Annotated in this window: 22 protein-coding genes, 1 pseudogene and 1 riboswitch; of the genes and pseudogenes, 11 read left to right on the top strand and 12 right to left on the bottom strand. The window is 73.8% G+C overall.

Annotated features, from left to right (window positions below; all coding sequences use genetic code 11):
- Positions 1-208 precede the first annotated feature (208 nt).
- Both D7231_RS09105 and D7231_RS09100 read left to right on the top strand, forming a co-directional pair.
- A complete protein-coding gene (locus D7231_RS09105; protein WP_120754426.1) occupies positions 209-2,305 on the top strand; it encodes an MDR family MFS transporter in 2,097 nt (698 codons plus the stop codon).
- 237 nt (positions 2,306-2,542) lie between these two features.
- On the top strand, positions 2,543-4,600 hold the full coding sequence (locus D7231_RS09100) for a bifunctional glycosyltransferase 87/phosphatase PAP2 family protein (RefSeq protein ID WP_422396687.1): 2,058 nt from the start codon (positions 2,543-2,545) through the stop codon (positions 4,598-4,600).
- A gap of 32 nt (positions 4,601-4,632) precedes the next feature.
- Here the strand turns inward: D7231_RS09100 and D7231_RS09095 are convergent, their stop codons facing one another.
- The 4 genes from D7231_RS09095 to D7231_RS09080 all read right to left on the bottom strand — a co-directional run bounded on the left by D7231_RS09095 (position 4,633) and on the right by D7231_RS09080 (position 8,032).
- Positions 4,633-5,325, bottom strand: coding sequence for a hypothetical protein (locus tag D7231_RS09095; protein ID WP_120754424.1), 693 nt, complete (start codon positions 5,323-5,325; stop codon positions 4,633-4,635).
- Positions 5,322-5,747, bottom strand: coding sequence for a DUF6114 domain-containing protein (locus D7231_RS37420; protein WP_241999623.1), 426 nt, complete (start codon positions 5,745-5,747; stop codon positions 5,322-5,324). The genes D7231_RS09095 and D7231_RS37420 overlap by 4 nt, the downstream gene beginning before the upstream one ends.
- 172 nt (positions 5,748-5,919) lie before the next feature.
- Positions 5,920-6,540: a DUF6230 family protein gene (locus D7231_RS09085; RefSeq protein ID WP_120754423.1), complete on the bottom strand. Its 621-nt coding sequence runs from the start codon at positions 6,538-6,540 to the stop codon at positions 5,920-5,922.
- A gap of 235 nt (positions 6,541-6,775) precedes the next feature.
- Positions 6,776-8,032 carry a cytochrome P450 gene (locus tag D7231_RS09080; protein ID WP_120754422.1) on the bottom strand — a complete coding sequence of 419 codons (1,257 nt, stop codon included), beginning with the start codon at positions 8,030-8,032 and terminating at the stop codon, positions 6,776-6,778.
- Positions 8,033-8,334: 302 nt separating this feature from the next.
- Between D7231_RS09080 and D7231_RS09075 the strand changes: the two genes are divergently transcribed.
- Positions 8,335-9,504, top strand: coding sequence for a steroid 3-ketoacyl-CoA thiolase (locus D7231_RS09075; RefSeq protein ID WP_120754421.1), 1,170 nt, complete (start codon positions 8,335-8,337; stop codon positions 9,502-9,504).
- An 85-nt stretch (positions 9,505-9,589) separates the two neighbouring features.
- Positions 9,590-10,030 (top strand): GNAT family N-acetyltransferase, encoded by a 441-nt coding sequence (locus tag D7231_RS09070; RefSeq protein WP_241999622.1) that lies wholly within the window; start codon positions 9,590-9,592, stop codon positions 10,028-10,030.
- Between the two features lie 63 nt (positions 10,031-10,093).
- Here the strand turns inward: D7231_RS09070 and D7231_RS09065 are convergent, their stop codons facing one another.
- From D7231_RS09065 to D7231_RS09055, 3 genes and pseudogenes are all read right to left on the bottom strand, one after another.
- On the bottom strand, positions 10,094-10,408 hold the full coding sequence (locus D7231_RS09065; protein WP_120754420.1) for a putative quinol monooxygenase: 315 nt from the start codon (positions 10,406-10,408) through the stop codon (positions 10,094-10,096).
- A gap of 79 nt (positions 10,409-10,487) precedes the next feature.
- Positions 10,488-11,048 (bottom strand): annotated as a pseudogene (locus tag D7231_RS09060) (GntR family transcriptional regulator); the annotation flags it as partial.
- Entirely contained in the window at positions 11,030-12,376 is a 1,347-nt protein-coding gene (locus D7231_RS09055; protein WP_120754418.1) for an NsdA family TPR-like regulatory protein, read from the bottom strand. The pseudogene D7231_RS09060 and the gene D7231_RS09055, both read right to left, overlap by 19 nt.
- Before the next feature lie 134 nt (positions 12,377-12,510).
- Here D7231_RS09055 and D7231_RS09050 point away from each other — a divergent pair, with 134 nt between their 5' ends.
- Together D7231_RS09050 and D7231_RS09045 are read left to right on the top strand one after the other, a co-directional pair.
- On the top strand, positions 12,511-12,855 hold the full coding sequence (locus D7231_RS09050; protein ID WP_120754417.1) for a hypothetical protein: 345 nt from the start codon (positions 12,511-12,513) through the stop codon (positions 12,853-12,855).
- Positions 12,856-12,950: 95 nt separating this feature from the next.
- Positions 12,951-13,433 (top strand): GNAT family N-acetyltransferase, encoded by a 483-nt coding sequence (locus D7231_RS09045; RefSeq protein ID WP_338419829.1) that lies wholly within the window; start codon positions 12,951-12,953, stop codon positions 13,431-13,433.
- Here D7231_RS09045 and D7231_RS09040 read toward each other — a convergent pair.
- Genes D7231_RS09040 through D7231_RS09020 form a run of 5 tightly spaced genes read right to left on the bottom strand, consistent with a single transcriptional unit; the run spans position 13,430 to position 19,365 of the window.
- A complete protein-coding gene (locus tag D7231_RS09040) occupies positions 13,430-14,248 on the bottom strand; it encodes an ECF transporter S component (RefSeq protein ID WP_120754415.1) in 819 nt (272 codons plus the stop codon). The genes D7231_RS09045 and D7231_RS09040 overlap by 4 nt on opposite strands.
- Entirely contained in the window at positions 14,245-15,960 is a 1,716-nt protein-coding gene (locus tag D7231_RS09035; protein WP_120754414.1) for an ABC transporter ATP-binding protein, read from the bottom strand. The genes D7231_RS09040 and D7231_RS09035 overlap by 4 nt, the downstream gene beginning before the upstream one ends.
- Complete coding sequence (locus tag D7231_RS09030; RefSeq protein WP_422396686.1) at positions 15,957-17,396, bottom strand: CbiQ family ECF transporter T component; 1,440 nt, start codon at positions 17,394-17,396, stop codon at positions 15,957-15,959. The genes D7231_RS09035 and D7231_RS09030 overlap by 4 nt, the downstream gene beginning before the upstream one ends.
- Positions 17,397-17,416: 20 nt before the next feature.
- Complete coding sequence (locus tag D7231_RS09025; protein WP_120754413.1) at positions 17,417-18,076, bottom strand: SCO2322 family protein; 660 nt, start codon at positions 18,074-18,076, stop codon at positions 17,417-17,419.
- Positions 18,077-18,090: 14 nt separating this feature from the next.
- Positions 18,091-19,365 (bottom strand): SCO2321 family membrane protein, encoded by a 1,275-nt coding sequence (locus tag D7231_RS09020; protein WP_120754412.1) that lies wholly within the window; start codon positions 19,363-19,365, stop codon positions 18,091-18,093.
- A 183-nt stretch (positions 19,366-19,548) separates the two neighbouring features.
- Positions 19,549-19,705: riboswitch (cobalamin riboswitch) on the bottom strand.
- A gap of 169 nt (positions 19,706-19,874) precedes the next feature.
- Here D7231_RS09020 and D7231_RS09015 point away from each other — a divergent pair.
- The 5 genes from D7231_RS09015 (at position 19,875) to D7231_RS08995 (ending at position 26,545) form a co-directional block, all read left to right on the top strand.
- Positions 19,875-21,368, top strand: a complete 1,494-nt coding sequence (locus D7231_RS09015; protein WP_120754411.1) for an aldehyde dehydrogenase — start codon at positions 19,875-19,877, stop codon at positions 21,366-21,368.
- 16 nt (positions 21,369-21,384) lie between these two features.
- Positions 21,385-21,657, top strand: a complete 273-nt coding sequence (locus D7231_RS09010; RefSeq protein WP_228775093.1) for a ferredoxin — start codon at positions 21,385-21,387, stop codon at positions 21,655-21,657.
- A gap of 124 nt (positions 21,658-21,781) precedes the next feature.
- Entirely contained in the window at positions 21,782-24,565 is a 2,784-nt protein-coding gene (gene lanKC, locus D7231_RS09005; RefSeq protein ID WP_120754410.1) for a class III lanthionine synthetase LanKC, read from the top strand.
- Between the two features lie 47 nt (positions 24,566-24,612).
- Complete coding sequence (locus tag D7231_RS09000) at positions 24,613-24,735, top strand: SapB/AmfS family lanthipeptide (RefSeq protein ID WP_030364498.1); 123 nt, start codon at positions 24,613-24,615, stop codon at positions 24,733-24,735.
- 118 nt (positions 24,736-24,853) lie between these two features.
- Positions 24,854-26,545 (top strand): ABC transporter transmembrane domain-containing protein, encoded by a 1,692-nt coding sequence (locus tag D7231_RS08995; RefSeq protein ID WP_120754409.1) that lies wholly within the window; start codon positions 24,854-24,856, stop codon positions 26,543-26,545.
- Positions 26,546-26,715 lie beyond the last annotated feature (170 nt).

Genomic DNA, 26,715 nt, shown 5'->3' with positions numbered 1-26,715 from the left:
CCGGGGCCCGCTGTCCGGAGGAGGCCCCGCGAGGCTGCGAATGGCCTATTCCGGCGGGCCGGACGAGCGGATCGGGACCACGATGGAAAGGCCCCCGTCGTCCAGGAGACCCGACGGGGCCCGCGGGACCCCGCGAACGCGCACGCGAGACGCCGCGCACGCGAGAGCCCGCGAATCCCGCGAGATCCCTGGAGCCCCGGGAGCGCCCATGGCGGACGACACCCCTGGCCCCTCCGTGGCCGCAGCGCCGGAGCCCGCGGCCGTACCCGGCGAGGGGCAGCCCCGGCGCACGATCCTCGTCGCGATCGGCGCGCTGCTGCTCGGCATGCTGCTGGCCGCCCTGGACCAGACGATCGTCTCCACCGCGCTGCCCACCATCGTCAGCGACCTCGGCGGCCTCGAACACCTCTCCTGGGTCGTCACCGCGTACCTGCTCGCCTCCACCGCCGCGACCCCCCTCTGGGGCAAGCTCGGCGACCAGTACGGGCGCAAGAAGCTCTTCCAGACGGCCATCGTCATCTTCCTGATCGGCTCCGTGCTGTGCGGCATCGCCCAGAACATGGGCGAGCTCATCGCCTTCCGCGCCCTCCAGGGCCTGGGCGGCGGCGGGCTCATGGTGCTGTCGATGGCGATCGTCGGCGACATCGTCCCGCCCCGGGACCGCGGCCGCTACCAGGGCCTCTTCGGCGCCGTCTTCGGCGGTACGAGCGTGCTCGGGCCGCTGCTCGGCGGCCTGTTCGTGGACCACCTCAGCTGGCGCTGGGTCTTCTACATCAACCTCCCCATCGGCGTCGTCGCCCTCTTCACCATCGCCGCCGTCCTGCACATCCCCGCGCGCCGCACCCCGCACCGCATCGACTACCTCGGCACGTTCCTCATCGCCTCCGTCGCCACCTGCCTGGTGCTGATGACCTCGCTCGGCGGCGTCACGTACCCCTGGTCGTCCTGGCAGATCATCGGCCTCGGGGCGCTGGGCGTGCTGCTGCTCGTGCCGTTCGTGGCGGTGGAGCGGCGTGCCGCCGAGCCCGTGCTGCCGCTCGGCCTCTTCCGCATCCACGCCTTCTCGCTCTGCTCGGTGATCGGCTTCGTCGTCGGCTTCGCGATGTTCGGGTCGATGACGTACCTGCCGACGTTCCTCCAGGTCGTCCAGGGCGTCTCGCCGACGCTGTCCGGCGTGCACATGCTGCCGATGGTGGCCGGGCTGCTCATCGCCTCGACCGGCTCCGGCCAGATCGTCAGCCGCACCGGCCACTACAAGGTCTTCCCCATCGCCGGCACGGGCATCATGACCGTCGGCCTGCTCCTGCTGCACCGGCTCGACCCGGCCATCAGCACCGCCGAGATGAGCGTGTACTTCTTCGTCTTCGGCTTCGGGCTCGGCCTCGTCATGCAGGTCCTCGTCCTGATCGTGCAGAACGCCGTCGCCTACCGCGACCTCGGCGTCGCCACCTCCGGAGCCACCTTCTTCCGCTCCATCGGCGCCTCCTTCGGCGTCTCCATCTTCGGCACGATCTTCGCCAACATGCTCGGGCCGCGCATCGCCGACGCCCTCGCCGGCGCGAAGCTGCCCCCCGGCGTCAGCGCGGACCGGCTCTCGGCCGACCCGCGCGCCGTCTCCGCCCTGCCGCCGGGGGAACGGGCGCGCGTCCTCGCCGCCTACTCCGACTCGATCACCGACGTCTTCATCTACGCGGTGCCCGCCGCCCTCGCCGCCTTCGTCCTCGCCTGGTTCCTCAGGGAGGAGCCCCTGCGCGGCAGCGTCACCGCGCCCGACACCAGCGAGGTCATCTCCAGCAACCCCGTCGAACGCTCCTCCCGCGACGAGGTCGCCCGTGCGCTCTCCCTCCTCGGCAGCCGCGAGGGCCGCAAGAAGATCTACGAGGTGATCACCGAGCGGGCCGGGCTCGACCTGCGGCCCGCGGCCAGCTGGATGCTGCTCCGCATGAACCGCTACGGCTCCGTCGAACCGTCCATCCTCGCCGAGCGCGTCGACATCCCCCTGCGCACCGTCACCGAGGCCGCCATCCAGCTGGAGGTCCGCGGCCTGGCCCGCCGCGAGGGCCTCCCCCTCGTCCCCACCGACGAGGGCCGCCGCGTCGCCGGACTCCTCTTCCAGGCCCGCGAGGCCTCCCTCGCCGACCTCCTCGGCGACTGGTGGACCCCCGACCGCCCCACGGACCTCGACGCCCTCGTCCGCGAGCTCAACACCGAACTCTGCGGCTCGGACGAGGAACAGCCCCACAACGGGGACGCCTTGCCGCGGCGCGACCACGAGAGGTGGCGGGACGGGGGGAAGGAGCCGTAACGGCTCGGCCCGGTCTCCTGTCCGGCGGCGCGGGGCTTGCGGCGCATCCAAGGGGGAGGGCATGCCGACCGCGGGGCTCCGCTGCCCGGGGAACGCCGGACCGTCGTCTTTCGGACAGTCCCGCGACGCGGCCAGGTGGCCAGAGAGTGACCTGCGTCTCTTCTTCAGGAATCAGTAAGGTCTCAAAGAGCCCTACGAGGGTGACCGATCTGGGCGACCGGAGGAGCGGTGCGGGGCGTGGCGAATGCGCAGAGGGGCGGACTGGGACGCCCGCCGCGGGAGGCGTCGAGGACCGGTCCGACCCTGGGCGTGCTGTGGCTGCTCGCCGCGCTGCTGGCCGTCCGTCAGGCCGCCGCGGTGCTGCGGCTGCCCCCCGAGCGGCGGTTCAGCGACCTCGGCCGGTGGATCGGTGACCACGGCGTCCTGCACGTAAGAGGCTCGCTCTACGACACGGACGAGTTCACCGGCACCCCTTTCGAGGGGCTCGTGCTCAAGCCGCTGACGAAGGCCGCCGAGCAAGGCCTCGGCATCTTCTGGACGTTCGGCACGCTCCTCCTGGTGGTCGCCCTGGCGCTCGTCGCCGCCCGCTCCCTGCCCGGCCCCGTCCCGCGCCGCACGGCGCTGCTCGCCGCACCCGTAGCGGTGATTCTCGCCGTCCTGTCGCTGCCCGTGCGGAACACGTTCACGCTCGGGCAGACGAGCATCCTCCCCGTCCTGCTGGTGCTCCTCGGCTGCTGCCCGCCCCGCCTCGCGCAGGGCTCCGGCCGGGCGAGCGGCCTGCTCACCGGCGTCGCCGCGGCCCTTCAGCCCGCGGTGCTGCTGTTCGCCGTCCTCCAGTGGCTGACGGGCCGCCGCCGCGCGGCCGCCGCCACCGGCGTCACCTTCGCGGCCTGCTCGGGGCTGACGTGGGCCCTCATGCCGGACGACTCGTGGACGTACTGGATCCACCACGTCGCAGGCGCCGGCCTCGGCCACGCCCCGGACGGCCTCGCCAACCAGTCCCTGCACGGCCTGCTGCTCCGCACCGGCCTGCACGGCCCGGCCGAGCTGGCGCTGTACGGCGCGCTGGCCGCCGCGGTCACCGTGCTCGGCCTGCGCCGGGCCGCCCGCTACGCCCTCGACGGGCAGACGCTCCTCGCGACGGCCGTCGCGGGCTGCACCGCGGTCGCCGTCTCCCCGGCGGCCTGGCAGCACCAGCAGCTGTGGATCCTGCTCGCCGTCGTCGGCCGCGTGGGCAAGCGCCGCGCCGACCGCCTGGTGTGGCCCGTACTCGTCGTGCTCGTCATGACGCTCACCAGCACCGTGCTGATGCCGGACAACAACCCGTTCCTGAGCCCCCTCGGCGACAACGCCCCGCTGCTCACCGCGCTCCTCGCGGCCTGCGCGGTGCCCTTCCTGTCCCGCGCCGCGGAGGGCTGGGCGCGGCCGGTGCCGACGCCGGTGAGCGAGCCGCAGCGGGGCCGGTTCTCCTGGGTGCCGCTGTTCCGCTTCTGGCGGCGGCCGCTGACCCGGCCGAACGTCCTGCTGGAGCTGATGCTGCTCCGCGTCGGCTACTGGTTCTACATGTTCATCCGCTCCCGGGCCCCCGACGAGCGCTTCCCGGCGGAGGCGCACGGCCGGCAGATCCTCGGCGCCGAGGAATTCCTGCACCTCGACGTCGAGCGCGGCTTCAACCACTTCGTGGCGGGCAGCGGCCGGCTCACCGGCGCCATGAACTACTACTACGGCACTTTCCACTTCCTGGTGCCGGTCGCCCTGCTGGTCTACCTCTACGTGCGCCGGCCCGGCACGTACCGCTGGGCCCGCACCGCGCTGTCCCTGGCCACCCTGATCGCGCTCGCCGGCTTCTGGGCCTATCCGCTGGCGCCGCCGCGGCTGATGCCGGGCCTCGGCTTCATCGATACGGTCAACGGCCCGCAGGACCTGAACAACCCCGAGTTCGGTGCGCTCACGGAGCTCGCCAACCAGTACGCGGCCATGCCGTCGCTGCACATCGGCTGGTCGCTGTGGTGCGGCATCGTGTTCGCCGTCGTCGCGCCGAAGCCGTGGATGAAGTGCCTCGGCATGCTCTATCCGCTGCTGACGCTCTCGGTGATCGTCGGCACCGCCAACCACTACGTGCTCGACGCGGTCGGCGGTGCCCTGGTCGTGCTGGCCGGATTCGCGATCCAGTACGTGCTGAGCGGTCCCGGCCGGCCGGTGTTCGGGAAGGTGCCGGCGGCGCGCGGCGAGAGCGATCCGCTGCCGGCGGCGGGGGGGACGGGGGCGGCGCCTTCGCATGCGGCGAAGGGCTGACTTGCGGCCCCGGCCGCTCAGTGCTTACTCGCTCACTCGCTCACCGTGATCTGGGAGGCCGGGTCGGTGGTGTCCGTGATGTCGTAGACGGCGTTGAAGACGGACGTCGTCGTGCTCGTCGGACAGCCGAAGCCGCCCTCGACCTTCACCGGGACACCGGCGTTGCTGACGGTGAGCTTGGACGGGGAGCCGTTGGTGTAGGTCGCGACGATGTCCGCGGCCGCGGTCGGGGCCGCGGTGATGGTGCAGTTGGCCAGGCCGCTGGACTTCAGGACGAAGCCGCCGGTCGGGATGGTGAGGGTCGCGGTGATCGGCGACCCGTTCTGCATGGACACCTGCCACGCGCCGGACGTGGTGACCGTGGTGGTCACCCCGGGAAGGCTGGCGGTGCAGCCGGAGTACGTGGGCGCGTTGATGCCGCTGGTGACCGGCCCCGAGGGGTTCTGGTTGCCGGGCGCTTCCGGGATCCGGTTGCCGTCGGAGCCGTCCGACGGCCGGGAGCTGGAGGCCGTACACGTGGCCGTTACGGAGCCGGCCTTGAAGCCGGCCTTCCCGTTGAGCGTGGCCGCGAAGGAGTGGCCGGCCGGGGTGACGGTGGTGGAGCCCGCCGCGGCCGCCGGGCCCGCCTGGGCGCCCGCAGCACCGGTCAGGGTCAGGGCGGCGGTGACAGCCAGCCCGGCGCCGCAGGCGAGAACGGCACGGGGGCGGAGTCTGCGAGGGGTCATCGGGTCTCCTTGGGTGGGAGGTGTGGGTGGTGCGCGGGGGGAGCGTCGTGAGGTCCGGGGGGCGTCGCGCGCCCGGTTTCCGTTTCCGATTGCGGTGACGATTCCGATTCCGATTCCGGTGCCGGCACAGGTGCCGGGGCAGGTGCCACCGGCTGCCACGCGAAGACCATCCCCCCGCCGACCACGCCGAGGACGGTGCCGAAGAGGAACCCGCCGAGGTTCGACATCACCAGCGCCGCGGCCGCGATCATGACGGTCACCACCCCGGCGAGGGACCGGTACTGCGGCGCGAACCACGCGCTCAGCCCCATCAGGATCATGACCAGGCCCATCAGGACCGAGGGGATGCCCGCGATCCCCTGGTGGAGCATGATCTTCAGCGGTGCGAGGGGGATGGCGGAGATCTCCGCTCCGGCGAGCACGGTGGCGAGGCCGCCCCAGAAGGGCCGCCCCTTGCGCCACCGGCGCCACGCGGCCCACGGGTGACGCCGGGAGCGGGGACGGACGGCGGCGGGCTCGGTGCCTGTTCCTATTCCTGCGCCTGTACCTCTATCCGCACCTGTGCCCGCGCCCATGCCGGTGCCGTCCGCCACGTCAGAAGCACTCCTGCTTGCCCTTGAAGATGTTCATCCGCAGCCCGGCCAGCCTGAACGTTCCTGCATTGGTCGCCCACGCGACCTGCCGGACCTTCTTCATGCTGACGTGGTCGGCCTGCATGGCGAACAAGTCCTGGAGGCCCTGCGCGCCGTCCGGGCCCTTGTCGAGGGTGGAGGCGTCGCGGCCGATCTCGATGTTCTTGAACTCGGCGTCGCCGCCGAGCTGGGTGGCGTCGATGAAGAGGTTGCCGGCCTTGACCGGGGTGCCGCTGCCGCCCGCCGTCAGGTTGAGCGAGATGTCCCCGATGATGGGCAGGTGGGTGACCACGGACTGGCAGAGCTTCTTCAGCTCGGCCTCCTTGATCGAGGTGATCGCGACGGGCAGCAGGTCGCCGCGCGCGTTGGTGTCCACGCTGCCGTACTGCGCGAAGCCCTCGCCCTCCAGGCTGTCGGCCGAGACCTTGAACTCCTGCCCCGACACGGCGAACGAGGCCGCGAGGGCTCCTTCGGCCAGTGCCACGGCCAGCGCCGCCGTCGCCGCGAAGCCGGGCACGGCCAGGACGGCGAACCTGCGCCACCTGACCCGTCCCGTGACCGGTCTGCCTTGCGCGTCGTTCATGCTGATCGTCCCCTCGGAGAGCCTCGGATGAGCGCTGCCGGACGGGCGGCCTCCGTGCGGCACGGGGCCGGTGATGTCACGGGCGTACGGCGTGACGGGCCTGCCCGGAAGGTGTACCCGAGAGTAAGTCCGGGACCGGCGGCCGACAAGGTCCCGGTACGGACTATTCCCGTACGGGCAAAGGAAATTGACGGTCAGTCATAAATGGATCAGCGGACGCCGGCCCGCCGGGCGGCTACGCGTACCGCACCCGCATCTCCTTGATGCCGTTCAGCCATGCCGACCTCAGCCGCCGCGGCTCCCCGGCGAGCCGGATGTCCGGGACGGCGTCGGCCAACGCGTGGAAGATGAGGTCGATCTCCAGCGCGGCCAGCGAGCGGCCGAGGCAGAAGTGCGGCCCGCCGCCGCCGAAGCCGAGGTGCGGGTTGGGGTCGCGGGTGATGTCGAAGGCCCCGGGGTCGCCGAAGACGTCCGGGTCGTGGTTGGCGGAGGCGTAGAAGAGCCCCACGCGCTGGCCCGCGCGGATGCGGGCGCCGCCGAGCTCGGTGTCGCGCGTGGCCGTGCGCTGGAAGGAGACGACGGGCGTCGCCCAGCGGACGATCTCCTCCGCGGCGGTCGCGGGGCGCTCGCGCTTGTAGAGCTCCCACTGCTCGGGGTGGGTGAGGAAGGCGTGCATGCCGTGGCTGATGGCGTTGCGCGTGGTCTCGTTGCCGGCGACGGCCAGCAGCAGCACGAAGAAGCCGAACTCGTCGGAGGCCAGGTTGCCCTCGTCCTCGGCGGCGACCAGCCGGCTGACGATGTCCTTGGCCGGGCACTCCTTGCGCGCGGCGGCCAGGTTCATCGCGTACGAGATGAGCTCCGCCGCGGCGTGCGCGCCGACCTCCTCGGTGATGGCCAGCTCGGGGTCGTCGTAGGCGATCATCTTGTTGGACCAGTCGAAGATCCTGGCCCGGTCCTCCTGCGGAACGCCGATGAGCTCGGCGATCGCCTGGAGGGGCAGCTCGCAGGCGATGTCGGTGACGAAGTCGCCGCTGCCGCGCTCCCGCGCCGCCGCGACGATCGCGGTGGCGCGCTCGCGCAGGGCCGCCTCCAGGGCCCGTATCGCGCGCGGAGTGAAGCCGCGCTGCACGATCTGGCGGACGCGGGTGTGCTCGGGCGGGTCCATGTTGAGCATGATGAGCCGCTGGGCGTCGATCTGATCGCGGGATATGTGCTCGTTGAAGCGGATGATCGAGGTGTTGGCGGAGGCGGAGTAGAGGTCGGGCCGGGTGGAGACCTCCTTGACGTCCGCGTGCCGGGTGACGGCCCAGTAGCCGTCGTCGTCGAAGCCCGCGACGCCGTGGGGCTGGGCGACCCACCACACGGGCGCGGTGCGGCGCAGCGCGGCGAACTCCGGGAGGGGGACGCGGCGGTGGTTGACGTCGGGGGAGGTGGGGTCGAAGCCTTTGTCGAAGTCTCCGGGGAAGTCTTCGGGGAGCGCGGGGCAGGACATCGGTCCTCCATGAGGCGTCGGCAGCGAGGAGACGCCGCGGACGGCGGAGCGCGTCCACCTCTGCCTGGCGGGTGCGGGTCATCCTGACGGGCCATCAGATATACACGCCTCGACGGTAATGAGGGGCGCGGCGGGCGGCAAGGGAGGGCGCGAGGCCATCTGTCGCGCGCCCGGCACGTGCGCGACCCTTGCGTACCGGGGGTAGCGCTCATAAGACTGCGAACGGAAGAGCGGAACAAGAACGTGTTCTTGTTTGCCGGGGGCGCCGGGACGCCCAGCGGATGCCACGAGAGGACGAACCCATGGCCGCGGAACCCGTCATCGTCGAAGCCGTACGGACCCCCATCGGCAAGCGCGGAGGCACGCTCGCCAACCTCCACCCCGCCTACCTGCTGGGCGAGACCTACCGCGAGGTCCTCGCCCGCACCGGGATCCAGCCGGACTGCGTGGAGCAGATCGTCAGCGGCACGGTCACCCACGCCGGCGAGCAGTCCATGAACCCCGCGCGCACCGCCTGGCTGGCCATGGGCCTGCCCTACGAGACCGCCGCCACCACCGTCGACTGCCAGTGCGGCTCCTCGGAGCAGGCCAACCACCTCGTCGCCAACATGATCGCGTGCGGTGTCGTCGACGTCGGCATCGCGTGCGGCGTGGAGGCGATGTCCCGGGTGCCGCTCGGCAGCGGCTCCAAGCACGGGCCGGGCAAGCCGTTCCCCGACGAGTGGAGCGTCGACCTGCCCAACCAGTTCGAGGCCGCCGAGCGGATCGCCCGCAAGCGCGGCCTGACCCGCGAGCGGGTCGACGAGCTCGGCCTCCTCTCCCAGCAGCGGGCCGCCCGCGCCTGGGCCGAGGAGCGCTTCAAGCGCGAGACGTTCGCCGTCCAGGTGCCCACGACGGAGGAGGAGCAGTACGCCGGGCAGGGCATGTGGCGGCTCGTCGACCGCGACGAGGGGTTACGCGACACGAGCGCCGAAGCCCTCGGCCGGCTCAAGCCCGTGATGCCGAGCGCCGTCCACACCGCCGGCAACTCCTCCCAGATCTCGGACGGCGCCTGCGCCCTGATGTGGGCGTCCAAGCGGATGGCCCGCGCCCTCAAGCTGCGGCCCCGGGCCCGCGTCGTCGCGCAGGCGCTCGTCGGGGCCGACCCGCACTTCCACCTCGACGGGACGATCGACGCGACGCGGGCCGTCCTCGGCAAGGCCGGCATGTCGCTGCGCGACATCGACCTGGTGGAGATCAACGAGGCCTTCGCGTCGGTCGTCCTGTCCTGGACCCAGGTCTTCGAACAGGACCTCCAGAAGGTCAACGTCAACGGCGGCGCGATCGCCCTGGGCCACCCGGTCGGCGCGACGGGCGCCCGGCTGATCACGACCGCCCTGCACGAACTGGAACGGGCGGACAAGGAGTTCGCACTGATCACGATGTGCGCGGGCGGGGCGCAGGCGACGGGGACGATCATCCAGCGGCTGTGAGGTCCGCCATTCCGCATTCTCTCCGGTGACCGATCGGTAATACCCTCAAGGGTGCAGGATCTATTACCGATCGATCGGGGGAGCTGTGATCAGACGGGCGACGGCGGCGGACGCCGCGCACCTCACGGAACTGGTGCGCGGTTCGGGCGCGTACCAGGGCGGCTATGCGGCGATGGTCGCGGACTACGAGGTCACCGCGGAGTACGTGGCGGCGAACGAGGTGTACGTGGCGGAGGGGACGGACGAGCGGCTGCTCGGCTTCTACGCCCTGCTCCTCGGCCCGCCCGCCGAACTGGACCTGATGTTCGTCGCGGACGACGCCCAGGGCCTGGGCGTGGGCCGCCGCCTGGCCACCCACATGCAGGAACGCGCCCGGGCGGCGGGCCTCGCGTCCGTACGCGTCGTCTCCCACCCCCCGTCGGAAGGCTTCTACCGAAGCGTGGGCGCGATCCGCACCGGAACGGTCCCGGCAGCGCTCCCGGCAATCACCTGGGAACGCCCGGAACTACGGTTCGCACTGGGGTGACGGCCGTCCCCGGCGAGCGGCCTCACGGCGCCGGTCCGTCACCCGGGCCCGATCAGCGCCTTGTCATGCTGACGGCTTCCCGTCGAGACGCTCCAGGAAGGTCACCTCGGTCTCGGCCACGAACTCCTCGCGGGCTTCGAGGAAGTGCTTGGTGTGGGGCTGCTGCTCGTGGGCGTCGAACGCGGCGCGGTCCTCGTACAGCTCGTAGAAGAGCCGTACGAGCGGCTCGCCGGGCACGCGGTGGTTCACGTAGATGACCGTGCCCTTCTCGTGCTGCCGGATTCCCTCCAGCGTCCGGGACGCCAGCGCGTCGAAGGCCTCCGCGGCATCCGCGCCGCGCAGCGTGAAACGTACGACCAGGCCGAACCCTGGGGTCATGGCCGCCTCCTCCTGGGTGGGGTATCCGTACGGACTACCCAGCGAGCGGGCGCCTTATGGTCCCGAGCGGGTGGCCGGGCTAGTTGTCGAACTCGTACTCCAGCACGTACGACGCCGAGTCCAGCGTCATCTCGTTGAGTTCGACGGCCCGGCCGCCGGCGGCGAACGCCGTGCGGCAGATCAGGATGACGGGAGTGCCGGGCGTCAGGCCGAGTCGGCTCGCCTCGTCCCCCGACGGCATGCGGCAGCGGATCTCCTCGCGGAAGCGCACGGGCTCGGCCCCGAGCTCCGCCAGGCGTGCGTAGATGCCTCCCGGGCCGGTGTCCTTCTGCCGGATCAGGGATCCGGCCACAAGGCCGGCGGGGAGGTACGACGTGGAGAGCAGGACCGGCCGCCCGTCGAGGACGAAGCGCCGGCTCCGCACGCAGACAGCGTCCTCCGGAACCAGCCCAAGGGCCGCAGCCACGTGCGCCGGTGCCGGCTGTTCCGTGACCTCGATGCGGTCCACCGTGACGTCGCGGCCCTCGGTGTCCGCCGACCAGATGGATCGGCCGGTGGCCCAGGTGCCTTCCGTCAGCCGCTGGATGCTCCGCCGCCGGATCGGCTGCAACGACTGCCCCGTCATGCTGACGGCTTCCCGGCGAAGGCCATGGTCATGGCGCGGTCGTAGAGCTCGCGGGCCTTGGCGTTCTTGAGGTGGGGGCGGATGAGGGCGCGCATTCTCCGGACGCGGTCGTCACAGGCCGCCGAGTGCACGAGCGGATAGTCGTCCAGGACGCTGTGCCACGTGGTGCACGCAGCCTCCAAGTGGCCGATCTCCAGTTGCCGCTCCGCCGTCATGGACCGGAAGCGGACGCGGCTTCGACGGTGATCGCTGCGCCGCAGCTTCTGCGAGTCCTCCATCGTCGTGATGGATCCTCGTACGTCGCCGAGGCCGTATTTCACCTGACTGACGTGGTACAGCAGTGAAGAGGGGCCGTAGGAGCCGAAGGCCTTCTCGCGGGCCTCGGCCTTCTCCATCGCGACCTCGGCTTCCTTGATGTAGAGCAGCGCGTTGTGCCGGTCTCCCGCCAGCGCGGCCGAGTGGGCCTGCTGCCCGGCGAGGAAGGCTCGCATGCGGGGCCCGGCCTGCGGTGAGGCGGCGGCCGCTGCATCCGCTAGGCGCACCGCCGGTGCTGCGTGACCGAGGTCGACGGCCTGGACGCTCATCCCGCGAAGGGTCGTGCAGTACGTGAGGTAGTCGGTGGCCGCACCGGCCAGTTCCAGCGCGTGCGTGTAGTAGCTCTGTGCGAGGCCGTGAAATCCCTCGTCCACCGCCATCCAGCCCGTGAGGTAGGACAGATCCGCTGCGGCCGACAGCATTCCCTGCCGGACGTCGGCCGCGGCATCCGCCTGTAGGTAGGCGGCCACGGTGTTCACCATGAAGGCTGCGGCCATGGGGCGCGCGTGACGCCCGCCGAACTGGTCGTCGAGGTCGGAGATCCGCTCCGTCATGGCGATGACCATGTCGACCTCAGGTCGGCCGATGCGCGCGGCCTTGCCCTTCCGGACGGCCTCCGCGCGGCCGACGACGTCCTGCCAGCCCGGAATCGTCAGCGCCACGGAGAACAGCCCGGCGCCCAGGACGCCCCGCCGGGACGGGTCCATGTCCAGCCGCCCGAGGTCGACCAGCCCTTCCACGGTGCCCGCGGGCGCGGCGGCCTTCCGTTCGGGCGCGGGGAACCCCGCTTCGGCGTGTGTTACGGGGCGGGCCAGCTTGCGGGCCAGGGCTTCCAGGACGAGGGGCCGTACGGTCTTCCTCGGCAGCGTTCCGGTCAGCCAGTGGTGGACGGACGACTCGTCGTACCTCACGGGTGTCCCGGTCTCGGTCCCCAGCCGGTTGACCGCCATGGCGAACTGACGGTAGGTCCAGCGACTCTCACCCAGGAGCCTCGCCAGGCCCGCGTTCTCCCGCTCTCCCACACCCATCAACTCCACACGCTCTTGCGGACTTTAAAGGGATTCAAGTGCCGGTTCTCCGCCCACGGTACCGCGCCGCTCAGCTGGCCGGTTACGTAGCCGTACGGGCAGGTCAGACAGCATTTCGCAGGAGGAACGACGCCGTGACGTATCGAGTGGGCGCGTACGTGGTGGACACCCGGGAGGACAGGGTTGCCCAGGTGATCGGGCACCGGGGTGCCCACGTGCAGGTGCGGGCGCCCGGTGGCGGGACCGAGTGGGAGGTGCCCGCGGCGGCGCTGCGGTTGGCCGTGGGGCAGGAGCGGGAGGCGGTCCGGCTCCTGGCCAACAGCGACCGCGCGCCCGCGCCGAGCGGCTGTGCGCGGTGTGCCGAGCTGGAGGCGGCCTGGCGGGCGGCGTGTGCGGCGACCGGGGAGCGAACGGTGACGACCGGCTGGGCCCTGAACCGGTTTCGGAATCACTGGCGGTTGGACCACGCGACCCGATAATTCGGACGCGTCCGGGAAACCGGCCGTGCGAGCATGCCGTTATGACCGGCGCTGCTTCCTCCTTCCACTCTGCCTGGGTCGTGGGCCCTTCGCCCGTGCGTTCTCCCGAGGCGGTGGCCTTGATGCGGGAGTACATGACCGAGGTCGCTGATCGCTGGTTCCTGATGCACGGAGGGCGTACCACCACGCCGGAAGAGGTGGAGGGGTACGTCGCCGAGGAGGCGCACGACGACCTCGATCCGCCCCGGGGCGTGCTGCTGGTCGCCCGGCAAGGCGGGGACGCGGTGGGGTGTCTGGGGCTGCGGTGGTTCGACCGGGGACGGGGGACCGCCGAGCTGAAGCGGATGTTCGTGCGGCCCGCCGCGCGGGGACGCGGTGCCGCACCCGCGCTGCTGGCCGCGGCCGAGGCCGTCGCGCGGGAGTGGGGCGCCGGGCGGATCGTGCTGGACACCCGTAAGGACCTCGTGGAGGCGCAAGCGCTGTACGCCCGGCACGGGTTCGTTCCGGTTCCGCGCTACAACACCGTCGAGGACAATCCTTACGCCGAGGTGTGGATGGGCAAGGAGCTCTCCGGCTAGCTTCCGAACGTCACCGGCGCGTCGAACGCCGCCCTGCGCGTGGCGCGCCGCAGCGCCTTCAGGACCGCCGGGCCGAGGGCGAGCGTCGCGGTGACCGTCACGACCGCGCGCGGGATGTCCCAGCCCAGGGACGTGGCCAGGCAGTACGCGACGAAGCGGGCGAGGTTGTCGGACAGCGGGTCGCCGGGGACGAAGGAGATGCCCGTGGCGAGCGCGCCGATGTACGGCCAGCCCTGGAGGTTCATCACCGTCCCGTAGAGCAGGGAGGCCACCGCCCCGTAGCCCGCGAGCATCAGCACCTCGCGGGCGCCCCGCAGCCGGTCCGGGCCCGGCAGCAGGCCCGCGCCCATCGACACCCATCCCATCGCCAGCATCTGGAACGGCATCCAGGGGCCGACCCCGCCCGTCAGCAGCGCCGACGCGAACATCGACACCGAGCCGAGCACGAAGCCGAAGCCCGGTCCGAGGACCCGGCCCGACAGGACCATCAGGAAGAACATCGGCTCGATGCCGGCCGTCCCCGCGCCCAGCGGCCGCAGGGCCGCGCCCGCCGCCGCCAGGACGCCGAGCATCGCGATGGCTTTGGCGTCCAGGCCCGAGTCGGCGATGGCCGCCACCACGACCGCCAGCAGCAGCGGCAGCAGCGCCGCGAACAGCCACGGCGCGTCCGCGGAGTGCGCGAGCCCGGAGGTGGAGGCGGCGAGCAGGGGCCAGCCGAAGGCCATCACGCCGACGGCGGAGACCAGGAGCAGGGCCGCGATCGAGCGGCGGCCCAGACGGATCGCGCGCACTTGGCGGTCACGGGTTCCGGTCACGGCGCCACCTCCGGAACCACCAGCGCCTCCCGTACCTGCCCCACCGTCAGCCACGGCTGCGGCGCGAGGACCTTCGCCACCTGGGGGGCGAAGGCCGGGGACGAGACGACGACCTCCGCCGTCGGGCCGTCCGCGACGATCTCGCCGTCGGCGATGACGACGACCCGGTGGGCCAGCTCCGCGGCGAGTTCCACGTCGTGCGTCGCCAGGACGATCGCGTGGCCCTCGGCGGCGAGGCCGCGCAGGATCTCCACCAGGCGGTGCTTGGCCGCGTAGTCGAGGCCGCGGGTCGGCTCGTCGAGGAGGATCAGCGGCGGGCGCGCCGTCAGCACCACCGCGAGGGCGAGCGCGAGGCGCTGGCCCTCCGACAGGTCGCGCGGGTGCGTCGTGCCGGCAACGCCCGGCAGGAGCCCGGAGACCAGCGCGCGGCAGGTGCCCGGCGCGGCGCCCGCGTCGCCGTCGGCCGCCGTGCACTCGGCGGCGACCGTGTCCGCGTACAGCAGGTCGCGCGGCTCCTGCGGCACGAGGCCGACGTGGCGCAGCAGCTCCGCCGGGGACGTGCTGTGCGGGGCGGTGCCGCCGACGCGGACGGAGCCCGCGGCGGGCTTGTGCATGCCGACGAGCGTCCGCAGGAGGGTCGACTTGCCCGCGCCGTTGCGGCCCATCAGGGCGACCGTCTCGCCCGGGCGCACCGACAGGTTCACGTCGCGCAGCGCGATCAGCCGGTCGTGCCGGACGGCGAGGCCGGTCACGGCCGCCGCGGGGGCCGGGCCGGTGTCGCTCGTGCGGCGGGCCTTGCGCAGGAAGCCGGTGCGGGTGCGGCGCGGGGCGCCTGCCGCGGGCGGCTGCGGTGTCTCCGGCGTCTCCGGCGCCCCGGGCGCGGTGGGCGGAGACAGTGGCGCCAGCCGCTCCCGCAGCGGTGCCGCGCGGCGGCGGGCATCCCGTACGGACAGCGGGACCGGCTCCCAGCCGGCCAGGCGGCCGAGGCCGACCACGGGCGGGTGGACCGGCGAGACCGCCATGACCTCGGCCGGCTCGCCCATGACGGGGGCCTCCCCGGGGCCGGGCAGCAGGATGACGCGGTCCGCGTACTGCACGACCCGCTCCAGCCGGTGCTCGGCCATCAGGACCGTCGTGCCCAGGTCGTGGACCAGGCGCTGGAGGACGGCGAGCACCTCCTCGGCCGCGCCCGGGTCCAGGGCGGACGTCGGCTCGTCGAGGACCAGCACCGCGGGGTGCGTGGTCAGCACCGAGCCGATCGCGACGCGCTGCTGCTGCCCGCCGGAGAGCGTGGCGATGGGGCGGTCACGGAGGGCGGCGAGGCCCAGCAGGTCGAGGGTCTCCTCGACGCGGCGCCGCATGGTGTGCGGGGGGATGCCGAGGGACTCCATGCCGTACGCGAGCTCGTCCTCGACGGTGTCGGTGACGAAGTGGGCGAGCGGGTCCTGGCCCACGGTGCCGACGACGTCGGCGAGTTCCCGCGGCTTGTGGGTACGGGTGTCGCGGCCGGCCACGGTGACGCGGCCGTGCAGGGTGCCGCCGGTGAAGTGCGGGACGAGGCCGCTGACGGTGCCGAGGAGGGTGGACTTGCCGACGCCGGACGGGCCCACGAGGAGGCAGAGTTCGCCTTCGGGAACGGTGAGGTCGACTCCTCGGAGCGAGGGCGCCCCGGCGTCGTCGTAGGTGACCGACACCTGCTCGAAGCGGATCACTTGGGCTCCTCGGGATGCTGGGTGGGGGTGGACTCGGCACCGCCGGACCGGCCGGTGGGGGTGCCCCGCCGCTGCGGCGGGGAAAGAGGCCCCGGTCCCGCCCCTTCACCGTTTCCCGGGGCTGCGCCCCGGACCCCGGGGGTCCAGGGGCTCGCCCCCGGTTCCGGGAAGGGGCGGGGCCGGGGCCGGGGAACCTCCCCCGCCGCAGTGCCGCTCGGCCCCCGCCGGCCGGTCCGGCGGTGCCCGGCGGCCTCCGGCTCGGCCGTATCCCGCGGACCCCCGCCGGAGGCGCTCGGCGCCATGAACGCCGGCAGCAGGCCCACCAGCAGCGACGCCGCCGGCCACAGCGGCAGTTCCGGTGCCGTCAGCGGCACCGCGGGCGGGTGCAGCGCGCCCGGCGCGTACGTGTTCGCCCAGATCATCAGGGCCGCTACGGCCACGCCCGAGCCCGAGACGAGCCACGCGCGCACGCCCCACCGGTCGGGCCGGTAGCGCGTGCGGACGGAGCGGCGGCCGCCCAGCCACAGGCCCGCCAGGGCCGCGGCCAGGCCGGCGAGCAGCACGGGCAGCCCGTATCCCGCGCCCTGGTCGGCGAGCAGCCCGTACGTGCCGGCGCAGACGCCCATGAGGCCGCTCAGCGTCAGCACGCTCGTCGCGCGGCGCACCGCGCGCGGCACCCGGGCCGTACGGCCGTAGCCGCGCGCGTCCATCGAGGCCGCCAGCGCCACGGAACGCTCCAGGGCGCCCTCCAGCACCGGCAGTCCCACCTGGAGCAGGGCCGTGAGGCCGCGGTCGGGGCGGCCGCGCAGGCGGCGGGCCGCGCGCAGCCGCTGGACGTCGGCGACGAGGTTCGGCGCGAACGTCATGGCGACGACGACCGCGACGCCCGCCTCGTACAGCGCGCCCGGCAGGGACTTCAGCAGCCGCGCCGGGTTGGCGAGCGCGTTCGCCGCGCCCACGCACACCAGCAGCGTGGCCAGCTTCATGCCGTCGGCCAGGGCGAAGACCAGCCCCTCGGCCGTCACCCGCCCACCGAGCCGCACCCCCTTCGCCCAGTCCGGAAGCGGGACTTCCGGCAGGGTGAGGAGGGTGTGCGTGCCCGGGATGGGGGAGCCCAGCACCACCGCGAAGACGAGCCGGATGGCGATCACGGCCAGGCCGAGCTTGAGGAACGCCCCGTACGAGCGGGCCCACGGCGCGTCCGTGCGCCGCGCGGCCACGACGTAGCCGGCGACGGCGACCAGCAGGCCGAGCAGCAGGACGTTCGTGGTGCGCGAGGCGGCCGTGGCCAGGCCCAGCGCCCACACCCACCAGGCGCCCGCGTGCAGCGCGGAGGCGCGCGCGGTGAGGGGCGCGGCCGCGCTCTCAGCGGCCCCGGCCCCGGCCCCGGCCCCGGTCCCGCCCCCGGCCCGCCGCGGCGTGCTCCTGTCGCTCATCCGCGGCGTGATCCCTTTGCTCATCCGCGGCGTCGGCGGGCCTGCCAGAAGGCCGCGGCGCCGAGGACGACCACGGCGGCGACGCCGCCGATCAGGCCGGCCGACGGAACGCCGCCACCGCCCCCGTCACTCTTATCCGTGGCGCTCGGCCGCGCGCTCGCCCCGTCGTCCTTCTTCGCCCCGCTCACCTGCTCGCCGCAGCCAGTCCGCGGGTAGCCGGCGATGGCGCACAGCAGGGCGGAGGAGTCGTAGCGCAGCGGCTTCGCGACGGCGGCCAGCGCCTCGCCCGCGGTCGCGTCCTCGCCCACCTGGGCGCAGGCCGAGAGGGCCGCGGGCGGCGTCTCGCCGTCGGGGGCGTCCGCGGGCGTGCCGAAGTCGAGGACGACGGCGACGCGCTTCGCCCCGTCCTTGGCGGCCGTGCGGTCGCAGACCTCGCCGAAGCCGGCCGCGGCACGCGGCTTCGCGGCGTCGGCGGAGTCCGCGCTGACCGCGAACCGGAACCCGATCACGTCCCCGTCGCCGGGCCGCGCCGTGCCCGGCCCCTGCGTCGCGTACGCCCACTGGCCGCCGGAGCTCTGCCAGAACGACCAGTACCGGTAGCCGGCGGCCTGCGCCGGGGCGGCGCTGAGGAGAGCGACGAGTACGGCGGCGAGCGCGGTGACGACCGCGCCGCCGCGCATCCCAGCGGCTCGGGTCACAGCTGCTGCTTCTTCTTGCGGCCGCTGATCAGGAAGCCGATGCCGGCGCCGAAGGCCAGGCCGACGCCGATGATCCACCACAGGTTGATCGTGACGGAGTCGTCCTTCTTCTCCTCGTCCTCCTTGCCCATGCCGCCCGTCGCGCGCTTCTCCGGGGCCGGGCCGGTGGCGTTCAGCTGGTCCACCAGGTTCGCGCCCGCGAAGTCGCGCGGGTCGCCGCCGGCGGCGCGCGTGGCGAGGATCAGCTTGGCGAGCCGGCCGGGCTGGCCCTTGGCCCACTCTGCGGTGCCGCTCTCCTTGGACCGGAGCCACTTCAGGGGCTTCTCGGCGGCGGCGCGGTGGCCGCCCGCGGCGAGGGCGAGGGCGGCGTCGGCCGTGTTGCCCTGGTCGGGCTTGGCGGGGGCGCCGGGCATGGACGGCAGCAGGTAGCCGCCGTTCTTGTCCATGGTGGCCACGAGGTAGCCGTCCACGGCCCCGGCGGCCGCGGCGGCGTCCTTCGGCTTGGCCCTCTCGTCGTCACCGGAGCACTCCAGCGCCTTGACGGGCTGGTCGGCGTCCTTCTTCGGGGGCTCGAAGAGGAAGCCCTTGCCGAGGGTGGCGAGCGCGGCGGCGGCGCTGGCCAGGTTGTCGGCGCGCAGCCCCTTGTCGTCCTTCAGGTACGCGAACGCGCCGCGCTCGCCCTCCTTCGCGTCGCAGCCGAGCTGGAAGGTCAGCAGCGTCTCCACGGGGTTCTTGCCGTTCTTGACGGCGTCCTTGGCCGGGTCCTGCCCGGCCGCCGCGAACGCGCCGAGCGCGATGGAGGTGGAGTTGGCGTCGCTGGGGCTGCCGGCCTGGTAGCCCCAGCCGCCGTCGTCGTTCTGGTGTGCCTTGAGCCAGTCCAGGCCCTTCTTGACCGCGTCCGCGCGCCCGCCGGCGGCCGCGAGGCCCTGCACGGCCGCGGCGGTGGCGTCCGTGAACTCGTCCTTCTTCGGGTCGCACGCCTTGGCCGGGTCCGCCCGGTAGCCGGGGAAGCCGCCGTCCTCGCACTGCTGGCCCGCGAGCCAGTCGACCGCCGGCTTGGCCGGGGTGACGTCCATGGCGTTCTGCGCCATGAAGGCCAGGGACTGCCGGAAGACACCGTCGAACTTGGGGTCGGCCGTGCCGTAGAGCCCCGGCGCCGGGGACGGTGAACCGTCGGCGAAGGCGGCGGGGGCCGCGGCCGCGCCCAGGACGGCGGCGGTGGCCAGGGCCGCGGCGCCGCGGCGCGCGTGGACGGCGAGGGAGGGGGCCATGGGGTCGAGCCTCTCGGTGGGTGTCACTGCGGGGGCGGGGGCGGGGCCGGCCGACGGGGTCCGCGGCCGCGCACGGCCGCCTCCCCGCGCGGGCGCGCGCGGTGGCACCGGGCTCGGCTCCGCATACCTCGGCGGTGCCGGTGGACCGGGCGGCACCGCCGAGGCGGTACGACCGGTTCCGGAAGCCTGCCGCCTGGACCGGGTGGTCCGGCTCGTGCGGCCGCCGGGCGGCGGGCCGCAGTCACGGTTGCGGGTCAGCGCCGGATTTGCACCGGCTTCCCCCGTTCCGAGGCGGGATGAAGTTGTCACGGACACTTTAACCGGTCGGTCCGAAGATCAACGGTCCGGCGGAGAAGATCGGCGGCCCGGTGGGGAGGGCCGGCGGCCCGGCGGCCTGTTGCCCGCCGCCGGGCGGGCTGCTAAGTGTCTGATGCCGAGTCTCTGATGCTGCGTCAGTTTTTCGGTTACGGCGCGCAGGGCTCCGCAGACCCGCGGGAGGCATCCGGATCATGAACCAGTACGGGAACGGACCGGTCGAACACGGACAGCTCTTCATCGGCGGCGCCATGGCCGACCCGGTCGGCCGCGCCGTCATCGACGTCGTCTCGCCGCACACCGAGGAGGTCATCGGCCGCGTCCCGCACGCCTCGCGCGAGGACGTCGACCGGGCCGTCGCCGCGGCCCGCACGGCCTTCGACTCCGGCGTCTGGGCCGACCGGCCCCTCGCCGAGCGCATCGAGGTCGTCACCCGCATCAAGGACGGCATCGCCGCCCGGCACGAGGAGATCGCCCGGGTCGTCTCCGCCCAGAACGGCTCCCCGTACTCCTGGAGCGTCCTCGCCCAGGCCCTCGGCGCGATGATGGTGTGGGACTGCGCCATCGCCGTCGCCCGCGACCTGCCGTACGAGGAGCGGCGGGCCGGCGCCCTCGGGCCGCTGCTGGTGCGGCGCGAGCCCGTCGGCGTCGTCGCGGCCGTCGTGCCGTGGAACGTCCCGCAGCTCGTGACGGCCGCCAAGCTCGCCCCCGCGCTGCTGACGGGCTGCTCGGTGGTGCTCAAGCCCTCGCCGGAGACGCCCCTGGACGCGTACCTCCTGGCGGAGATCGTCACGGAGGCGGGCCTGCCGGAGGGCGTCCTGTCGATCCTGCCCGCCGGGCGGGAGGTCAGCGAGTACCTCGTCGGGCACCCCGGCGTCGACAAGGTCGCGTTCACCGGCTCCGTCGCGGCGGGCAAGCGCGTCATGGAGGTCGCCGCGCGCCACCTCACCCGCGTCACGCTGGAGCTCGGCGGCAAGTCCGCGGCGATCGTCCTGCCGGACGCCGACCTGGAGGCGGCCGTCGCCGGCATCGTCCCCACGGCCTGGATGAACAACGGCCAGGCGTGCGTCGCCCAGACCCGCATCCTCGCCCCCCGCGCCCACTACGCCGAGCTGGCCGAGCGCTTCGCGGCCGCCGCCTCCGCCCTCGTCGTCGGCGACCCCCTCGACCCCGCCACCGAGGTCGGCCCGCTCGTCGCCGAACGGCAACGCCGCCGGTCCCTGGAGTACATCGCGCTCGGGCAGCGCGAGGGCGCCAAGGTGCTGGCCGGCGGCGGCCGCCCGGCGGGCCGCGACAAGGGCTGGTACGTCGAGCCCACCCTCTTCGGCGACGTCTCCAACGACATGCGCATCGCCCGCGAGGAGATCTTCGGCCCCGTCATCTGCCTGCTGCCCTACGACACCGAGGAGGAGGCCGTGCGCATCGCCGACGACTCCGACTACGGGCTCTCCGGCAGCGTCTGGACCCGCGACGCCGAACGCGGCATCGGCATCGCGCGCAGGGTCCGCACCGGCACGTACTCCGTCAACACCTTCGGCCTCGACATGTTCGGCCCCTTCGGCGGCTACAAGAACTCCGGCCTGGGGCGGGAGTTCGGCCCGGAGGGCTTCGCCGAGTACCTGGAGCACAAGACGATCCACTTGCCGGCGGATCAGGGGCCGGCGGGTCAGGGGCCGGGGGATGGCTGACGGGGCGGCTGAGGGGATGGCTGACGGGATGGCCCGCGGGACGGCTGATGGGGCGGCCGCCGAACGCTGGCGCGTGCGGGTAGACCGGGGGCTGTGCGTGGGCTCGGGGATGTGCGCGGGGAGCGCGCCCGGGGCGTTCGCGCTCGACGCGGGCCGCCGCTCCCGGCCCCTCGCGGAGGAGACGGATCCCTCCGAAGCGGTGCTCGCGGCCGCGGAGACCTGCCCCGTGGAGGCGATCACGATCAGCCGGCCGGATACAGGGGAGCCGGTGTTTCCTCCGGACGAGTGAAACCCCTTCGTACGCACGGACGTTGTTACTCATGCGTTCCGCACAAGTGCTTGATGACAGATGTGACTGGCCGGGCCCCTCACGGCGTGGAAATCTCTAGGCAACGCAGCCGAGGGGGGAAGCGATGGACGCGCGGTACGAGGTCTACTGCCTGGCCGACAGGCACTTCTACGAGACCCCGGACCGCCTGTCCGTCCCGGGGGCGGGCGGCGAGGAGCGCGGCCTGTACGAGACCGCGCGCCGCGCCGCCCCCGCCGGCTGGGGCACGTCCCGCCACGGGGAGTGGCTCCATGTTTTCCCTGTGGGCGGATTCCCCGCCGGGGAGGGCGGCGGCCCGCGCCCCGGGCAGCCCCTCCAGGGCTGGAAGATCCACGTCTCGGCGACCGCCGACACCGCGGAGAAGACCGCCGCCGACGTCTGGGACTACTGCACCGCCCGCGGCATCCCGTTCAAGTTCGTGCCCGGCCCGCACCTGCTGCACCTGCGCAACAACAAGTACGCGGAGCGCGGCCACAGCGGCAAGTTCGTCACCGTCTACCCGGACGGCGAGGAGCAGCTGCACGCCACCCTGACCGGCCTGCACGGGATCCTCGGCGGCCGGCCCGGCCCGTACATCCTCACCGACCTGCGCTGGGACGAAGGCCCGCTCTACGTCCGCTACGGCGCGTTCGCCCGCCGCTTCTGCATCGACGGGCGCGGCAGCCTCGTGCCCGCCGTGGAGGACGGCGAGGGCCGCCTCGTCCCCGACTCCCGGAACCCGGCCTTCCAGGTGCCGGAGTGGGTGACGCTGCCCGGCTTCCTCGCACCGCACCTCGCCGCGCGCAACGCCACCACCGTCGCCGACCTGCCCTACCGCATCGAGAAGGCCCTGCACTTCTCCAACGGCGGCGGCGTCTACGCCGGCACCGACACGCGCGACGGCCGCAAGGTCGTCCTCAAGGAAGGCCGCCCGCACGCCGGGCTCGCCGCCGACGGGGCCGACGCCGTGGCCCGCCTGGAGCGCGAGAAGGACGCCCTGGAGCGGCTCTCCGGCCTCGGCGTCGCCCCCGAGCCGCGGGACTGGCTCACCGTCGGCGACCACCGCTTCCTCGTCATGGACTTCATCGAGGGCAAACCCCTCAACTCCTTCTTCGCCCACCGCCACCCGCTGCTGGCCGCGGACCCCTCGCCCACCGCCACCGCCGGCTACACGGCATGGGCGCTGCGCGTCTTCCGGGCCGTCGAGGAAGCCGTTGCGAAGGTCCACTCGCGCGGCATCGTCTTCAACGACCTCCACATGTTCAACATCATGGTCGCGCCGGACGAACGCTCCGTCGTCCTCATCGACTTCGAGGCCGCGGCGCCCGCCTCCGAGCACGGCCGGCAGGTCGTCGCCCACCCCGGCTTCTTCGCCCCGCCGGACCGCCGCGGCACGGACGTGGACAAGTACGCCCTGGCCTGCCTGCGCCTCGCCCTGTTCCTGCCGATCACCACGCTGTTCGTGATCGACCGGGCCAAGGCGGCACACCTGGCGGAGGTGATCGCCGGGCAGTTCCCGGTGCCGCGGGAGTTCCTGGACGAGGCGGTCGCGGAGATCACGCGGGAGGGGGCGTCCTGGGAGGGAGCGCCTCCGGCGGAAGCCGTACGGGAGGGCTCCGCTACGGGAGCCGTACGGCAGGAGCCCGCCGCCGCGCCGCCGCGGCACCGCACCATCGGTCCCGGCGCCGGCCGCGCCGCCGCGCCGCAGGCGCTCCTCGACCCCGCCGCGGACTGGCCCGGCGCCCGCGCCTCGATGATCCGCGCCATCCTCGCCTCCGCCACGCCAGGCCGCGACGACCGCCTGTTCCCCGGCGACATCGCCACGTTCTCCGAAGGCGGCGGCCTCGGCCTCGCCCACGGCGCCGCCGGAGTCCTGCACGCCCTCGCCGAAGCCGGCGCCGAGCGCTACGAGGAGGGCGAGGAGTGGCTCCTGCGGCACACCGCCCCCGTGCCGTCCGGCACCCCGCTCGGCCTCTACGACGGCCTCGCCGGCGTCGCCTGCACCCTCGACCGCCTCGGCCACCCGCAGCGCGCCCTCGACCTGGCCGGCATCCTCCTCGGCGAGCAGTGGCAGCGGCTCACCTCCGACCTGCGCGGGGGCCTGGCCGGTCTCGGTCTCGCCCTCGACCACCTCGCCCGCACCACGGGCGAGCGCGGGCTCCACGACCAGGCCGTCGAGGCCGCCCAGCTCCTCGCGGACCGGCTCGCCGCCGAAGCCGCCGAAGCTGCCGGATCCGGCGGCCCGGACGGGGACGGCCCGCGCCGCCGCGCCGGCCTCCTGCGCGGCGCCACCGGCCCCGCCCTGCTCTTCCTGCGGCTGTACGAGCGCACCGGCGCCCCCGCCCTCCTCGGCCTCGCCGAGCAGGCCCTGCGCGCCGACCTCGCCCGCTGCACCCGTACGGACAACGGCACGCTCGAAGTCGACGAGGGCTGGCGCACCATGCCCTACCTCGGGGACGGCAGCGCCGGCATCGGCATGGTCCTGGACGACTTCCTCGCCCACCACCCCGACCCCGACCCGTACTTCACCGAGGCCCGCGACGGCATCCTCACCGCGGCCCGCTCCCGCTTCTACGCCCAGCCCGGGCTGTTCCAGGGCCGGGCCGGGATGGTCCTCCACCTCGCGCGCACCGCCGCGCCGGGCGCCGGGCCGGAGCACCTCGCCGCCCAAGTCCGCGGCATGTCCTGGTACGCCATGTCCTACCAGGGCGAACTCGCCTTCCCCGGCAGCCAGATGATGCGGCTGTCCATGGACCTCGCCACCGGGACCGCAGGCTGCCTGCTGGCCCTCGCCGCCGCCCTCGGCGACGGCGGCCGGGCCGCGCAACTGCCGTTCCTCCCGCCCCTCCAGGGGCCCCGAAGCCGGCTCCATGCCGTTGTGGAGCCGTAGCAAGAAGAAACCCCGTCCCCACGGGACCACCACGAAAGGAAACGACCATGGCGCTTCTCGACCTGCAGAACATGGAGTCCGAGGCGAACACCGGCCACGGTGGCGGCGGCCAGAGCACGGTCAGCCTGCTCTCCTGCGTCAGCACCGCCAGCGTTCTGATCTGTCTGTAGATCCGCCGCTGACAGACCGGATGCCAGCCGATCCGGCACCGGGCGGGCCCCTTCTGCGACAAGGGGCCCGCCCGGGTCCTGCACCCACGGATGGTACGGAGAGGAGGCCGACCCCGCCATGGCACATGCCCGTACCGCCGGGGACCGGCTCCTGCTCGGCACCGCCCGGCACAGCGCCGGCCGCGCCGCCGCGCTCGCGCTCATCGCGGTCGCCTCGACCGGCGCGGCCCTCCTGCTGCCCCTCGCCCTCGGCCACACCCTCGACCTGCTCCTCGCCCGCCGCGGCCCCGACGCCGGCCGGTGGACCGCCCTGTGCGCCCTCCTCGTCGCCGGGCCCGCCGCGCTCGACGCCGCCGGCGAAGTCCTCACCGGCACGACCGCCGCCCGCGCCACCGCCCGGCTGCGCCACCGCCTCCTCGGCCACGTCCTGGCCGCCGGGCCGCGGGCCGCCGGCCGCTTCCCGCCCGGCGACCTCGTCACCCGGGCCGTCGGCAACGCCGCCGACACCGGCACCGCGCCCGCGACGCTCGCCCACGCCGCCGCCTCCGTCGCCGGCCCCGTCGGCGGCATCGTCGCCCTCGGGCTCATCGACCCCTGGCTCGCCGTCGCCTTCCTCGCCGGAGCGCCCCTCCTCGCCGCCCTCCTGCGCGCCTTCACCCGCGCCTCCACGGACAGCGTCGCCCGCTACCAGCAGCTCCAGGGCGACATCGCCGCCCGCCTCGTCGAGGCTCTCGGCGGCGCTCGTACGATCGCCGCCGCCGGCACCGCGGACCGGGAGCGCGCCCGCATCCTCGAACCGCTGCCCCGGCTCTCCCGGCAGGGCCGGCGCATGTGGCGCGTCCAGGGCCGCTCCACGGCCCAGGCCGGCACGCTCGTACCGCTGCTCCAGATCGCCGTCCTCGCCGTCGCCGGACTGCGGCTGTCCCAGGGCCACCTGACCGTCGGCGACCTCCTCGCAGCCTCCCGCTACGCCGTGCTCGCCACCGGCGTCGGCATGCTCGTCGGACACCTCAACGCCGCGGCCCGGGCACGCGCCGCGGCGGGCCGCGTCGCGGACGTCCTCGCGGTGCCGCAAGTCCCCTACGGGCAGCGCCCCCTGCCGGCCGGGCCCGGCACGCTGGAACTGCGGGGCGTGAGCGTCGTACGGGGCGGGCGGACCGTCCTGCACGAGGTCAGCGTGACGGTCCCCGGAGGGACGTCGCTGGCCGTCGTGGGGCTGTCGGGCAGCGGGAAGTCGGTCCTGGCGGAGGTGGCGGGGCGGCTCACGGACCCCGACGCCGGGTCCGTCCTCCTCGACGGCGTCCCGCTCCCCGCGATCCGCCGCGACGACCTGCGCCGCGCCGTCGGCTACGCCTTCGCCCGGCCGGCGCTGCTGGGCGGCACGATCGGCGGCACGATCGGGTTCGGGGCGTCCGCTCCGGGGCGCGAGGCGCTGGAGGGCGCGGCCCGGGCGGCATGCGCGCACGACTTCGTACGGCGCCTCCCGCGCGGCTACGACACGGCGTGCGCGGACGCGCCCCTCTCGGGCGGCGAAACCCAGCGCCTCGGGCTCGCCCGCGCCTTCGCCCACGCCGGGCGCGTCCTGATCCTCGACGACGCGACGTCGAGCCTCGACACAGCGACGGAGCGGCGCGTCGCGTCAGCGCTGCACGCGTCCGGGGCGGTCACCCGAGTGATCGTGGCCCACCGCCCGGCCACGGCGGCCACGGCGGACCAAGTCCTCTGGCTCCACGAGGGCCGCGCCGCGGCCGTGTCCCCCCACACCACCCTCTGGCAGAACCCGGCGTACCGGGCAGTCTTCAATGCGTAGCTGCCTCCGGCCGGAAGGGGAACCGACGACTGGCACCACCGGGCTGGTGGGCGGTGGTTGCGCGCCGCGGCGGGATGTTTCGCCTGGCGGTGGGGGGTACGGAGAGGCCGCGCCTCTCCGTACCGCCGCGACGGTGAGCAGCCACCGCGGTGGCATGCGGCGGTGCCGAA

Source organism: Streptomyces klenkii, assembly GCF_003626645.1.
Lineage (GTDB): Bacteria > Actinomycetota > Actinomycetes > Streptomycetales > Streptomycetaceae > Streptomyces > Streptomyces klenkii.
This window is presented reverse-complemented; position numbering and strand designations above follow the sequence as displayed.